At 55.8% G+C, this 12,525-nt stretch carries 12 protein-coding genes; 7 read left to right on the forward strand and 5 right to left on the reverse strand.

Annotated features, from left to right (window positions below; genetic code table 11):
* Window positions 1–42: 42 nt before the first annotated feature.
* Together HKX41_02630 and betC are read right to left on the reverse strand one after the other, a co-directional pair.
* Window positions 43–1,434: a hypothetical protein gene (locus tag HKX41_02630; GenBank protein ID NNC23053.1), complete on the reverse strand. Its 1,392-nt coding sequence runs from the start codon at window positions 1,432–1,434 to the stop codon at window positions 43–45.
* A gap of 81 nt (window positions 1,435–1,515) precedes the next feature.
* The gene (gene betC, locus HKX41_02635) at window positions 1,516–3,030 is read right to left on the reverse strand and encodes a choline-sulfatase (GenBank protein ID NNC23054.1); all 1,515 of its coding nucleotides are present in this window, start codon (window positions 3,028–3,030) and stop codon (window positions 1,516–1,518) included.
* Window positions 3,031–3,687: 657 nt separating this feature from the next.
* On the opposite strand from betC, the gene HKX41_02640 reads away from it, so the two are divergent.
* Window positions 3,688–4,560, forward strand: coding sequence for a LysR family transcriptional regulator (locus tag HKX41_02640; GenBank protein ID NNC23055.1), 873 nt, complete (start codon window positions 3,688–3,690; stop codon window positions 4,558–4,560).
* 45 nt (window positions 4,561–4,605) lie between these two features.
* Here HKX41_02640 and HKX41_02645 read toward each other — a convergent pair whose 3' ends face one another.
* The gene (locus HKX41_02645; GenBank protein NNC23056.1) at window positions 4,606–4,800 is read right to left on the reverse strand and encodes a cupin domain-containing protein; all 195 of its coding nucleotides are present in this window, start codon (window positions 4,798–4,800) and stop codon (window positions 4,606–4,608) included.
* A 78-nt stretch (window positions 4,801–4,878) separates the two neighbouring features.
* On the opposite strand from HKX41_02645, the gene HKX41_02650 reads away from it, so the two are divergent.
* Complete coding sequence (locus HKX41_02650; protein ID NNC23057.1) at window positions 4,879–5,772, forward strand: dihydrodipicolinate synthase family protein; 894 nt, start codon at window positions 4,879–4,881, stop codon at window positions 5,770–5,772.
* Between the two features lie 30 nt (window positions 5,773–5,802).
* Here the strand turns inward: HKX41_02650 and HKX41_02655 are convergent, their stop codons facing one another.
* Window positions 5,803–6,120, reverse strand: a complete 318-nt coding sequence (locus HKX41_02655; GenBank protein ID NNC23058.1) for a multidrug efflux SMR transporter — start codon at window positions 6,118–6,120, stop codon at window positions 5,803–5,805.
* Window positions 6,121–6,323: 203 nt separating this feature from the next.
* A complete protein-coding gene (locus HKX41_02660) occupies window positions 6,324–7,211 on the reverse strand; it encodes a LysR family transcriptional regulator (GenBank protein NNC23059.1) in 888 nt (295 codons plus the stop codon).
* Between the two features lie 110 nt (window positions 7,212–7,321).
* Here HKX41_02660 and leuC point away from each other — a divergent pair, with 110 nt between their 5' ends.
* The 5 genes from leuC (at window position 7,322) to HKX41_02685 (ending at window position 12,480) form a co-directional block, all read left to right on the forward strand.
* Window positions 7,322–8,761: a 3-isopropylmalate dehydratase large subunit gene (gene leuC, locus HKX41_02665; GenBank protein NNC23060.1), complete on the forward strand. Its 1,440-nt coding sequence runs from the start codon at window positions 7,322–7,324 to the stop codon at window positions 8,759–8,761.
* An 80-nt stretch (window positions 8,762–8,841) separates the two neighbouring features.
* A complete protein-coding gene (gene leuD / locus HKX41_02670) occupies window positions 8,842–9,483 on the forward strand; it encodes a 3-isopropylmalate dehydratase small subunit (GenBank protein NNC23061.1) in 642 nt (213 codons plus the stop codon).
* Window positions 9,484–9,520: 37 nt separating this feature from the next.
* The gene (leuB, locus tag HKX41_02675; protein NNC23062.1) at window positions 9,521–10,597 is read left to right on the forward strand and encodes a 3-isopropylmalate dehydrogenase; all 1,077 of its coding nucleotides are present in this window, start codon (window positions 9,521–9,523) and stop codon (window positions 10,595–10,597) included.
* A gap of 42 nt (window positions 10,598–10,639) precedes the next feature.
* Window positions 10,640–11,668 carry an aspartate-semialdehyde dehydrogenase gene (locus HKX41_02680; protein ID NNC23063.1) on the forward strand — a complete coding sequence of 343 codons (1,029 nt, stop codon included), beginning with the start codon at window positions 10,640–10,642 and terminating at the stop codon, window positions 11,666–11,668.
* Window positions 11,669–11,769: 101 nt separating this feature from the next.
* Window positions 11,770–12,480, forward strand: a complete 711-nt coding sequence (locus HKX41_02685; protein NNC23064.1) for a hypothetical protein — start codon at window positions 11,770–11,772, stop codon at window positions 12,478–12,480.
* Window positions 12,481–12,525: the final 45 nt, after the last annotated feature.

The following is a 12,525-nucleotide window of genomic DNA, read 5'->3' on the forward strand; positions in this document are numbered from 1 at the left end:
TTAACCACTGATGAGACCGAGTGCGATCGCGATGCACCGTCATTAGTTACTTAAAACGTCGCCGCCGAAATACAAACCGATAGCGAAGTTGTAGCGGGTGTGCCAGTCACCATCATTGCCGCCATTGAATGCCATGGCGGCATTTTTGCCGGATAACACGTCGAAATAGAACAGCAGCGGGCCGCTGCTCAATACGAAACCGGCGGCGTTGAATTGGACATCGCCAATGCGGTTGCCGCGGCTGTCGTAATCGCCGCTGCCGGCGTGTAGATAACCATAGTTGTTGTAGAACTGGATATTGCTTATCGGGCCGATGTCCAGTGGGAAAGTGCGGGCAATGTTAGCCGTGTAGAGTTGTCCTTCGGACGGGATTTGATAACCGAAGCCATAATTCTCGACGGTGATTGAATCGCTCGGCAGCACTTGCGTTCCTTCGCCGAGCGCGGAATTGTCGTCCGTCGTTTTGCCATCCGGAATGTTGTATTTGTAGTCGACGAACTGACCTTGCAGCGTCCATTGCCCGAGTTTGGCATCGATGGCAGCTGTGCCAGCCCAATGCGTGCCATTGGCGTTGTTGCCACCCACGGCAAGCTGGCCGCCACGCCCTGCAACCGAAACCTGCACGTTATTGTCATGGCCTTTGTTGAAAGTATAGGCAATGCGTGCATTGCCGCCGTTTAGCTGATTGTACCCCTCGAATGGATTGGAACCGTACAGGCTGTGTTGGCCGAGGTCGTCATCTTTGAAAAAGTCGAGATCAAAGCGCCAACCCCCTGATTCATATTTATAACCGACACCAGCCGCTTGATTGTCTGTGAAGCCGGCAAAATACCCGAGGTTTCCCCAGAAGGTCTGATAACCGTAACGCAAGTTGCCGAAGGGCACTTGAAACAAGCCGGCTTTGACCTGTTGGTTGTCGTTGGTACCGAAACTCAGAGCAGCCCAGCCGTAGCGAAGAAAAGTAGTATCCGCAAAGCTGTTTTGGGAAAAGCGTTGCTCGAGTCCAAAGGTCAAGTTTTTGTATCGACCATGGGCGTTGATCGCGAAAACGCCCTGGGTTGTATTGCCACCCGTGGCGTTATTTTGTTGCTTATTTTTGATCTGATACTGCTCGGTTAATATACCGCCGATATGCAGCGATTTTTTCGGCTTTTGCTTTTTCTTGTTGGCCGATGTTGTCGCTACTTCAGTGGTCGAGGATTCTCCCGATTTTTTATTATTCCGAGAATGGACTCGTTTTTCCAGCTTTTGAATCTGTTGCTGCTGGCTTTGAATCTGGTGTTTTTGCTGCTGAATTTGTCGTTGGAGATCCTGCATTTGCTGGCGCAGCGGCGCTGCCGAGTCGGCGCTGGCATCAGCCAGCACCGGCCCCGTCCACAGCATGGATGCACTTAGGGTCGCCCCAAGAGCCGTTTCTTTGAAATAAATTGTCATATACTCCCTAAGTTTCAAATTTTTAAATCAAAAACATGTTTGAGCATGCCCGCCGGAGTGGTCGACTTGGTCGAACATTGGCTATTCGCCGCGTGGAAATCGCTGGGATTCCTCGACCTGATTGAGGTCCATGTGGTTACGCATATAGCGTTCCGAGGCGACTTGGAGCGGCTGGTAATCCCAGGGGTAGTAGGCGCCGTTCCTGAGCGCTTCGTAGACGATTAACCGCCGTGCCTGACTTTCCCGCACTTCGGCATCGAACTGCTTTAAGCTCCAGTGCCTGGCAACTTTTTGATTGAACTCGGCGACTGTGGCGTCGTGTTCGGCGTCGGTGGCCAGGTTGTTTTGCTCGTCCGGGTCGTTTGCCAGGTCGAAAAGTTGTGGCGGGTCGATTTCACAGTAGTTATATTTCCAGCGGCCCTCGCGGATCGAGACGAGCGGCGCATACGAGGCTTCCGCAGCGTATTCCATCAAAACCGGTGTCTCACGGTTTTCGCCACGGGCAAGCGGCAACAGGGACTGCCCGTCAGTCCAGGGCTTGATCTCGCCCAGGTCGATGCCGGTCAGATCGGCGAGTGTCGGATTAACGTCGACCGTGCAAGCCGGTTCATCCACGCGTCCGGCAGGTAAATCCGGCGCACTGACCATAAGCGGTACGCGTGATGAGCCTTCGTATTGGCTCATTTTGAACCAAAGCCCTTTTTCGCCGATCATGTCGCCATGGTCGGAAACGAACAACACAATGGTGTTGTCGGCCATACGTGTGCGTTCCAGCACGTCCAAGATGCCGCCGACTTTGTCGTCGATATAGGAAATGTTGGCGAAATAACCCTGGCGTGCGCGGCGCACATCTTCCGGCTGAATATCGAATTTGGTGTAGTCGTTGGCCTCGAAGATGCGCTGCGAATGCGGATCAAGCTCGTCGAACGGAATCGCTCCCTCGCGTGGCTCGAGGTGTTCGCAATCGTTATACAGATCCCAGTATTTGCGCCGCGCGACATAGGGATCGTGGGGATGAGTGAAACTGGCACATAGACACCACGGTCGCTCATCGTGGCCGCGGGAGAGGTCGTATAGCTTCTGCTCGGCGTTAAATGCGACTTCGTCGTCGTACTCCATCTGGTTGGAGATTTCAGCTACGCCGGCGCCGGTAACCGACCCCAGATTGTGGTACCACCAGTCGATACGCTCACCGGGTTTGCGATAGTCCGGTGTCCAACCGAAGTCGGCCGGATAAACGTCCGTGGTTAACCGCTCTTCGAAACCGTGCAGTTGATCTGGTCCGACGAAATGCATCTTGCCCGACAAGGCAGTGTGATAGCCGGCGCGACGCAGGTGGTGTGCCCAGGTCGGCACGCTCGATGGGAACTCGGCGGCATTGTCATAGACACCGGTGCGTGACGGCATCTGACCGGACATGAAAGCCGCTCGAGCCGGTGCACAAAGTGGGCTCGCCGTATAGGCGTTGGTAAAGCGCACTGAGCGTTCGGCCAGCCGACGCAGATTTGGCGTATGCAGAAAATCGGCTGGTCCGTCGCCAAACAGTGTGCCATTTACCTGATCGGCCATTAGAACTAGGACATTGGGCTGCGTCATTGATCGCCTCTTGTTCAATAGAATTTCTTAGCTAAGGCGCAAATAAATGATTTATAAATATTTTTTATAAAAATAAATTAAATAAATGCCGTCCTAGGCTTTACAGAATGCAAATTTTTCACATGAGTTTACAAGCGATAAATTTAACGTCTGAGGCCAAGCAAGGCTGGGGCTTGGTTCTGATTGCTGGCACACAGGCAGTGCAGTGGTGATCGTTGGTCGATTGGATAGACCATCAATGAATGACCCCGTGACTAATCTAAGGGGTAAGTCAGGTAGGCAACGATCGCGCTGTGCCAATCCACGGGATGACGAGCCTATGCGTTATCGATGACACCGCTGGTGTGTCTCAGCGGAAGCGCTCCAAGCCATTTTAGGCGACCATGACTATTCGGCAGCCAGGCCTTCAGGGCGATTAATCCGTTTTGTGAAGTTCGCCGGCATGCACATATCGGGATGCGTTTTTGCCCATGAATTGGGGCGATCATGTGGATAAACAGGCGCTCAAAACCGAACTGGTTGGGCTCGCTCAGCAAGGGACTGCGCGAGCCCAAATACCGCCTGGCGTATTCAAAATGTTAGCTTCTGATCTGACTATGGATTTTTATGAGCTATTGATCAGGTTAAACACATACCGAATCCCGCGGCAGTCAGACTATGGCTAATTTGCCACCTGTGTCATGGCTTCAGGCTTTCGAGGCGGCCGCACGCACCCTGAGTTTTACACGGGCTGCCGAGGAGCTATGCGTATCCCAATCGGCAATCAGTCAGCGTATCCGGTTGCTGGAAACCCGCTTGGGACAACATCTCTTTATTCGGCATGCGCGTTCCTTGACGCTGACCGAAGTAGGGCGGGCATGGTTACCGAGCATCGAGGATGCATTCTCGCGACTAGCGGAAGGTACAGCGGAGGTTTTTGGCGTTGAACCGGAGGCGCCAGTCACCATTCGGACAACGCCAGGGTTGCAGCACTACTGGCTTGCGCCGCATTTGGCTAATCTCTGCCAGCTTCATCCCGAACTCAATCTGCACGTCGTAACCGGCGTTTGGAAAGATGATTTCATAAGCGACGATGTCGATATGGAAATCCGCTACGGCTATGGCGATTGGCCCGATGTTGTCGCCAAATCACTGGGCGCTGAAAATATGGTGCCCGTATGTGCACCGGCGCTTGCCGAGCAGCTGCATGAGCCACGGGATCTAGCCGGTCATACGCTTTTGCACGCCACCGGATTCTCCGTGGGGTGGCCCACATGGTTTGCCGCTGTGGGGTTAGAATCGTTAGAGGACAGCATGAACTCGTTGTGGTGTGATACTCACATCATGACGCTTCGGCTGGCCGCCCGCGGTATCGGTGTCGCATTGATATACGAGCGTTTTCTAGCCGATGTGGAAGGGCTCACTGTTCCTTTTGAGACACGCTGCACCACATCCGAGGAGTTCTGGCTGACGTGTACGGCACAGCGCTCACTCCGAGGGCCGGCGCGTACGGTATGGGATTATCTGGAAAATGACGCCGCCAATGCTTGATGGCCGACGTCATGAGGCGCTTGCCCGCCTATTAAATGTCAGCGCCTATTGGTGAAATTCGGCAACAGTCATCGTAAAGACGAGCTTGGATTCCCCATCATTTTCATAGTGATGAGGCACATCTGTCCGTGCCACGGCTGAACAGCCAGAGGGGATGGCCAGTTCAGCTTCACCCACTGTAATCTTCAAATTTCCTTGCTCGACATGAAATAGTTTGGGGCTATTGGTGGCGATCACCAACCGAGAAGGTTGACTGGCGCCACATGCAAGTTTTGCCCCAAGTTCCCCTGTTTCTCATTTTTCACCGATAAGGACCTTATGTTTTCCGGCTTGAGTGTTTTCCCCTTAACACCCATGAAACGAGGCGAGGTCGACGCGGCTGCTTTTATACGGCTGGTGGAACGCCTGGGAGAGGCGAGCGTCGACTCTATCGGTGCCTTGGGATCAACAGGCAATTACGCCTATCTCTGCCGGGAAGAGCGTGCACGTGTTGCACGGCTCGCAGTGAAGCACGCCGGCGATGTGCCTGTAATCGTCGGTATCAGTGCCTTGCGCACTCGAGAGGTGCTGGCTTTAGCCGAAGATGCGCAGAAGGCAGGGGCGAGCGCCGTGCTACTAGCGCCGATGTCGTATCAGAAATTATCCGATGCGGAAGTCTTCGAACTCTACGAAACCGTGACGCGTCACCTGTCAGTGCCGTTATGTGTCTACGACAACCCGGCTACCACCCATTTCGAGTTCAGCGACGAATTGCATGGGCGGATCGCTCAACTGCCCAATGTCGGCTCTATCAAGATGCCGGCTGTTTCGGCCACTTATGATGCGGCCAAAGCACGCATCGAACGTCTAAGAGGGCTCGTCCCGCCTCATGTCACGCTCGGAGCCAGCGGTGATCCTTTTGCTGCGACCGAGCTGAATGCCGGATGCGAGGCCTGGTATTCGGTAATCGGCGGCTTATTCCCCAGGACCGCACTGGCCATCACCCGAGCTTCCCAGGCGGGTGATGCCCGGGAAGTCTGGCGTCTATCCGAACAACTGCAACCGTTGTGGACATTGTTCAGTCAGTATGGCGGCAGCCTACGTGTGGTAGCCGCTGCGGCGGAGCTGGCGGGCCTGGCGGATTTTCCCTGCCTGCCACTGCCGCTCAAGTCATTAGAGGGTGCCGGTCGACAGAGGCTTAGCCAGCTATTGGATACGTTGCAGCTCGCTTGATGTCGAAACCAACCAGCAGAGACCTCGGTTTCAGGTGCTTGCGAGCTTCATTAACACCAGCCCTGAAAAAATGAGTAGTGCGGCAACAATTCTCATTGTATTAACCGGTTCTGCCAACAAGGTGATGCCGACAAGAAACGTCCCGATGGCGCCTGTGCCAGTCCAAACAGGGTAGGCAGTGCCAAGCGGAATCGAGCGCATGGCGATGGCCAACAACCAAAAGCTGGCCGTCATCGTAATGATTGTGATGAGTGATGGTGTGAGCCGAGTAAAACCCTGGGATTGATGCATGGAGTAAGCCCATACAACTTCAAGAACACCGGCGACGATAAGATAGACCCAAGGCATGGCCCTCTCCGAAAATTAACAGAGCCAGGTCGTCCTGGACGTGACAAACCATCATGGGGGGAGGCCGTCCTCCTAGACCGACCATGATAACGCATGGAGTGGTGTTCAAGCAGCCGGAAATGCCGCTGCTTTTATGACTTATTGGATCTCAAAACAGACTCATTAGCTCGTCGACGCTTTCTTGTCGTCCATTTTGAAACCATTTAGTAAGCGCCGGGTGGTTTGGGCACATCGCCCAGCAGGGCCAGTAAAGCTAGCGCCGCATTCGATAAGCGCCGCCGTGGGTGGTAAACCACACCCAGCCGACGCGTCATCTCGACACCATCGAACGAGAGACCGATCAAATCGCGATGCGACATGGCGCTGGGCAGCACGGTCCAGCCAAGGCCGATACCGGCCAGCATGCGCAGTGTTTCCAGGTAGTGGCTCTCCATGCGCGCTTCCAGAGCTACATCATGAGCGCTCAGCGTCCGGTCGATGATGGCGCGGGTATAGCTTGCGGTCGGCGGCAATACTGCGGGATGCTGGGCTAGGTCGGCCAGTGTCGCCGGTGGCGTCCCGGCCAGCGCATGTTCGTCGCTCACAAATACCTGCATCGGATCGTCCCAAACTGTTTTCTCGATCAGTATCGGATGAGGTGTCGTGGGCAGGGTGATCACGGCTAATTCACATTCGCCTTTGACAACGCATTCGCAGGCTGCCTCGGAGTCGGCGAAATTAATCTCGGGGTGAACGTCGGGATAGTGCTTGATGTAGGCACGCAGCACCGATGGCATGCGATGAAGGCTGACGTGATGTGACAAGGCCAACGTCAATGGCCCCGCCACACGATTACCGAGACTGTCGAGCGCGCGGTTGCCGTCGGCGACAACAGCAACCAATTCACGTGCATGCGGCAAGTAGGCACGCCCGGCCTCGGTCAAGGTCGCGCCGCGGCCGACCCGATCGAAAAGTGTATGGCCGAGTCGATCCTCTAGGTTCGACACGCGTTTGCTGACCGCCGGCTGGGTCAGGTAAAGCGCGTCCGCAGCCGCCTGGAAAGAACCAAGGTCGCATACCGCGATGAACGCCTGAACCGATTCTGTTTGCATACGCTGCTGACGCGTTAAATAAGTCGAGTTGGTTATAGGTTATATCAAAAAGATTTATTGGAGTTATGTACAACCGGCCCCTATAATTTTCGATAGAAAACGCGGAGGTCGTGATGGGATACACACTGTTCGAAAAGATATGGGATGAGCACTGCGTGCGCGAGACAAACGGTAGCGCGTTGCTCTATATCGATCGCCATATGGTCCACGAAGTCACTTCACCCCAAGCGTTCGAGGGATTACGCCTGGCCGAGCGCGATGTCTGGCGGGCCAACGCCAACCTCGCGGTTCCGGACCACAACGTCCCTACCATTGGTCGTGAAAGTGGTATCAATGATTCCATCGCTCGTGCGCAGGTCGAAGCACTGCAGACAAACTGCAACGACTTCGGCATCCGATTATTCGGCATGGGCGATCCGCGCCAGGGCATCGTGCATATCATTGGCCCGGAACAGGGTGCGACCCAGCCCGGCATGACGATCGTCTGCGGTGACTCGCACACCGCGACCCACGGCGCATTCGGCGCGCTGGCATTCGGCATCGGCACATCGGAGGTTGAACATGTGCTGGCCACACAGACGCTGCCACAAGCACGCCCGAAGACCATGCTGGTGCGGGTCGACGGGACACCGGCACCCGGCATCTCGGCAAAAGACATCATGCTGGCGATCATCGGCAAGATCGGCACTGCCGGCGGCACCGGTCACGTCATCGAATATGGCGGCGAGGCAATCCGCAATCTGTCGATGGAAGGTCGGATGACGATCTGCAACATGTCGATCGAAGCCGGTGCGCGTGCCGGCATAGTGGCAGTGGATCAAACCACCATCGACTACGTGTATGGCCGCACCTATGCGCCGACCGGCGACGAATGGGACCAGGCCGAAGCTTATTGGCGGACGCTGGTTTCGGATGACGACGCCGAGTTCGACCGTGTCGTCACGCTGGACGCCGCCGATATCGCGCCGCAGGTCACCTGGGGCACATCACCAGAAATGGTTGCGCCGGTCACCGCGACCGTACCGAGGCCCGAGGATGCGGCCAATGAAACCCAGGCTGAAGGCTGGCGTGGAGCGTTGGACTATATCGACTTGCGACCCGGGACCGCGCTGGCGGACGTCGCCCTCGACAAGGTTTTTATCGGATCTTGCACCAACGCCCGAATCGAAGATCTTCGTGTGGCTGCGCAATATGTGGAGGGCCGATATATCGCACCGGCCATCAAGCAGGCCATGGTTGTGCCCGGCTCAGGGTTGGTCAAACAACAAGCCGAAAAAGAAGGATTGGATCGGGTTTTCAAAGACGCGGGCTTCGAATGGCGCGATGCCGGTTGCTCGATGTGTCTTGGCATGAACGACGATAATCTGTTGCCCGGCGAGCGCTGTGCATCAACCTCTAACCGCAACTTCGAAGGCCGACAAGGCAAGGGTGGCCGCACGCATTTGGTGAGCCCCGCCATGGCCGCAGCTGCCGCCGTAGCAGGACACTTTGTCGACATCCGCGCGCTGGATGGTGAGGCCGTGACCGCCACGGCATCGGCCGACAGCTGAATTATCGGTGTTTAGTTGGATGGCTCTAAGAAGTCCGCAAACACGCATCGGCGTGAAATAAATTACGAAGGTTTCTGATTATGCAATCATTTATTTCCCACGAAGGGGTCGTGGCGCCGCTTGAGCGCACCAATGTCGATACCGATGCGATCATTCCCAAGCAGTATTTGAAATCGGTCCGCCGAACCGGGTTTGGCCCTTATCTGTTCGATGACTGGCGCTATCTGGACAGCGGCGATCTGGAAACAGCGATCGAAACAAGGCGCCCGGATCCCAGTTTCGTGCTGAATCAATCGCCTTATGACAAAGCTAGTATCCTGCTTGCGCGTGACAACTTTGGCTGTGGATCGTCACGCGAGCACGCCGTCTGGGCGCTGGCCGATTATGGCTTTCGTTGTGTGATCGCGCCAAGCTTTGCCGATATCTTCTATAACAACTGTTTCAAAAATGGCGTTTTACCTGTTGTTTTAGAAGAAAAAAATATCGAAAAACTGTTTCAGATCGTCGAGCGTACGCCGGGTACGACGGCGCGGGTGGATTTGACTGCCCAGCAAGTCGAATTCGGCGGTGAGCATGTCGCGTTTGATATCGAAGACCACCGGCGGGCCAACATGCTGGAAGGCTTGGACGACATCGGTTTAACACTTCAGCATGCTGATGCCATCCGCGCGTTCGAGGCTGAGCGATCGCAGCAAAAACCCTGGCTTTACAAGAATTTGTAAAAGAGAGTGCAACGCGACTCAAAATAGGTAACCCCAAATGACCGCGAAAATTGTAATGATGCCGGGTGACGGCATCGGCCCGGATATTGCTAACGAGGCCGAGCGCGTGCTCGACGCCCTTGGCGAACATCACGGGCTCGACTACCGGCTCGAACGTGTCGACGTCGGTGGTGCGGCAATCGACGCCACGGGCGACCCGCTGCCCGAAGCCTCGCTCGAGGCCGCGCGGGACGCCGACGCCGTATTGTTCGGTGCGATTGGTGGGCCGAAATGGGACGCCCAGCCGCGTGATAAGCGTCCGGAGTCGGGGTTGCTCAAGCTGCGCAGCGAGCTCGGCTTGTTCGCCAATCTGCGGCCCGCGATGCTATTCCCGCAGCTGGCGGACTCGTCAGCGCTGAAAGCTGAATTGGTAGCCGATCTGGATATCCTAATCGTACGCGAGCTGACCGGCGGTATCTACTTCGGTCAACCGGCTGGCACTGATACGAGCGCTAACGGGCAGCGCGAGGCGTATAACACGATGCGCTACGACGTATCCGAAATCCGACGTATCGGCGAAGCCGCTCTCAAAGCGGCCCAAGCGCGCGGCGGGCGGCTTTGCAGCGTCGATAAAGCCAATGTGTTGCATGTGTCACAGCTTTGGCGCGATGTCATGAACGAATTGGCGGGCGACTATCCCGATGTGGCATTAACCCATATGTATGTGGATAACGCGGCCATGCAGCTGGTGCGCGAGCCAAACCAGTTCGATACTGTGGTCACCGGCAATTTATTCGGCGATATCCTGTCGGATACGGCGGCCATGCTGACAGGGTCGATCGGTATGCTGCCTTCGGCGTCGTTAGACGCGGCGGGCAAGGGTATGTACGAGCCCGTGCACGGCAGCGCCCCCGATATTGCAGGCCGCGACGCAGCCAATCCATTGGCGATGATTCTGTCAGTGGCGATGATGTGTCGCTACAGTCTGGGACGCGGTGACTTGGCCGATCGTGTGGAATCTGCGGTCGGCCGTGTGCTGGATTCCGGCCTGCGCACCGCCGATATCGCCGATGGGGCCAAGGCCACGAGTGGTACGGCCGCGACGGGGCAAGCGGTCGCGAATATGCTAGGTTGAAAAAAGCTCCACGTTAATCCATAAGATAAAGCAGTTAGGATCATGGCGAACGTATTCGATGTTGCGGTTGTCGGCGCCACAGGCGCAGTGGGCCAGGTCATGCTCGAGATTCTCGAAGAGCGTGATTTCCCGGTCCGTAATATGTATCCACTGGCCAGCCCACGCTCGGCCGGCAAAACGGTTCAATTCAAAGGCCGCACAATCACCATCGAAGATCTGACCGAGTTTGACTTCTCGCAGGTCCAGATCGGTTTATTCTCCGCCGGCGGCGATATCTCCAAGGATTATGCGCCGAAGGCCGCAGAAGCGGGATGCGTCGTCGTAGATAACACGTCTTATTTTCGCCAGGCCGAAGGCGTGCCGCTGGTTATCCCCGAAGTCAACGGACATCGCATCGCTGACTACACGAACCGCGGCATCATCGCCAATCCGAACTGCTCGACGATCCAGATGCTCGTCGCGCTCAAGCCCTTGCACGATTTTGCGACTATCGAACGTATTAACGTCGCGACCTATCAGGCCGTGTCCGGGTCCGGTAACGCTGCCGTCAGCGAATTGGCCGATCAAAGCGCGCGGTTGCTGAACGGCCAACCAATCGAAGAGCCGACGGTTTACCCGAAACAGATCGCTTTCAACGTGTTACCGCATATCGATGACTTCATGGATAACGGTTACACCAAGGAAGAGATGAAAATGGTCTGGGAAACCGGCAAGATTCTCGAGAACGAAAACGTCCTGGTGAATCCGACCACGGCTCGCGTGCCCGTTTTCTACGGTCACTCGGAAGCACTGCATATCGAGACCAGTACGAAAGTCACGGCCGCCAAAGCACGCGAATTATTCGACGCCGCCGCGGGCACGAGCGTGATGGATACGCGCGAGCCCGGTGGCTATGCCACGGCTGCCATTGAAGGTGCGACAACCGACGATGTGTTCGTTTCGCGTATCCGTGAAGATTTGACGGCGGATAACGGCCTCGATTTTTGGGTGGTGTCGGACAACGTCCGCAAGGGCGCCGCACTGAACACGATTCAAATCGCCGAGCGACTGGCCGCCGACTATCTGAGCTGATTTAAGCGTTGGCTTTAAGCGGGCCAACGTCATATAAAACGCGAAAACGAGGAATCTCGATGCGCCAATGGTTCTGGTTCAGTGGTCTGATCGGAACCGCGATGTTGATGATCGCCGGCAACGCCAATGCGCTGCAGTTCGGCAAAGCCACGGTGACATCGTCGCTGAATGAGCCGTTGCAAGCAAAATTCAAGATTGACCAGCTGACCGCAGGCCAGCGCGAGCAGCTCAAGATTCGCAAGGCATCGTTGAAGGCGTACAAACGTTTTAACTTCAAACGCAAAAGCATCGTTGGACAGATCGCACTGAAAACCAACCACCACAAGCCTAGGTCTGTGGTCGTTCACTTGAGGTCAGACAAGCCGGTCACCACATCGGGCATCAGCTTTCTCGTTGAAGCCAAAACAAAAAATGGGCGCTATTTCCACCGCTACGATCTGTTGCTCAATCCATCCGAACAAAACACTAACGGCGGACAAGTAGCGATCGCCGACAATTCTGCGACCGCGAGCGGCGAGTACACCACACAGCCCGATAAATCACAGCCCAAGCAAGCTGATGGCCAACATAAACACGGCAACTACGGACCCGTGAAGAAAGATATGACGCTGTGGCGTATTGCCAAGAAACTCAAGCCAAAAGGCACGACTACGCCACAAATGGCGCTAGCCCTCTATCGCGCGAGCCCCAAGGCGTTCGACGGCGGCATCAACGGGCTGGAAGCTGGTACGTATCTGAAAGTGCCTGACGATAAGAAGGTGCACGCGATCGACGCGGCCAAGGCAAAACGCAAACTGGAAGGCAATACGTGACCCGCGCCAGCCCCTACGTCGTCCATCACATGTCATGGCCTGCCG

This window comes from Salifodinibacter halophilus, from assembly GCA_012999515.1.
GTDB lineage: Bacteria > Pseudomonadota > Gammaproteobacteria > Nevskiales > Salinisphaeraceae > Salifodinibacter > Salifodinibacter halophilus.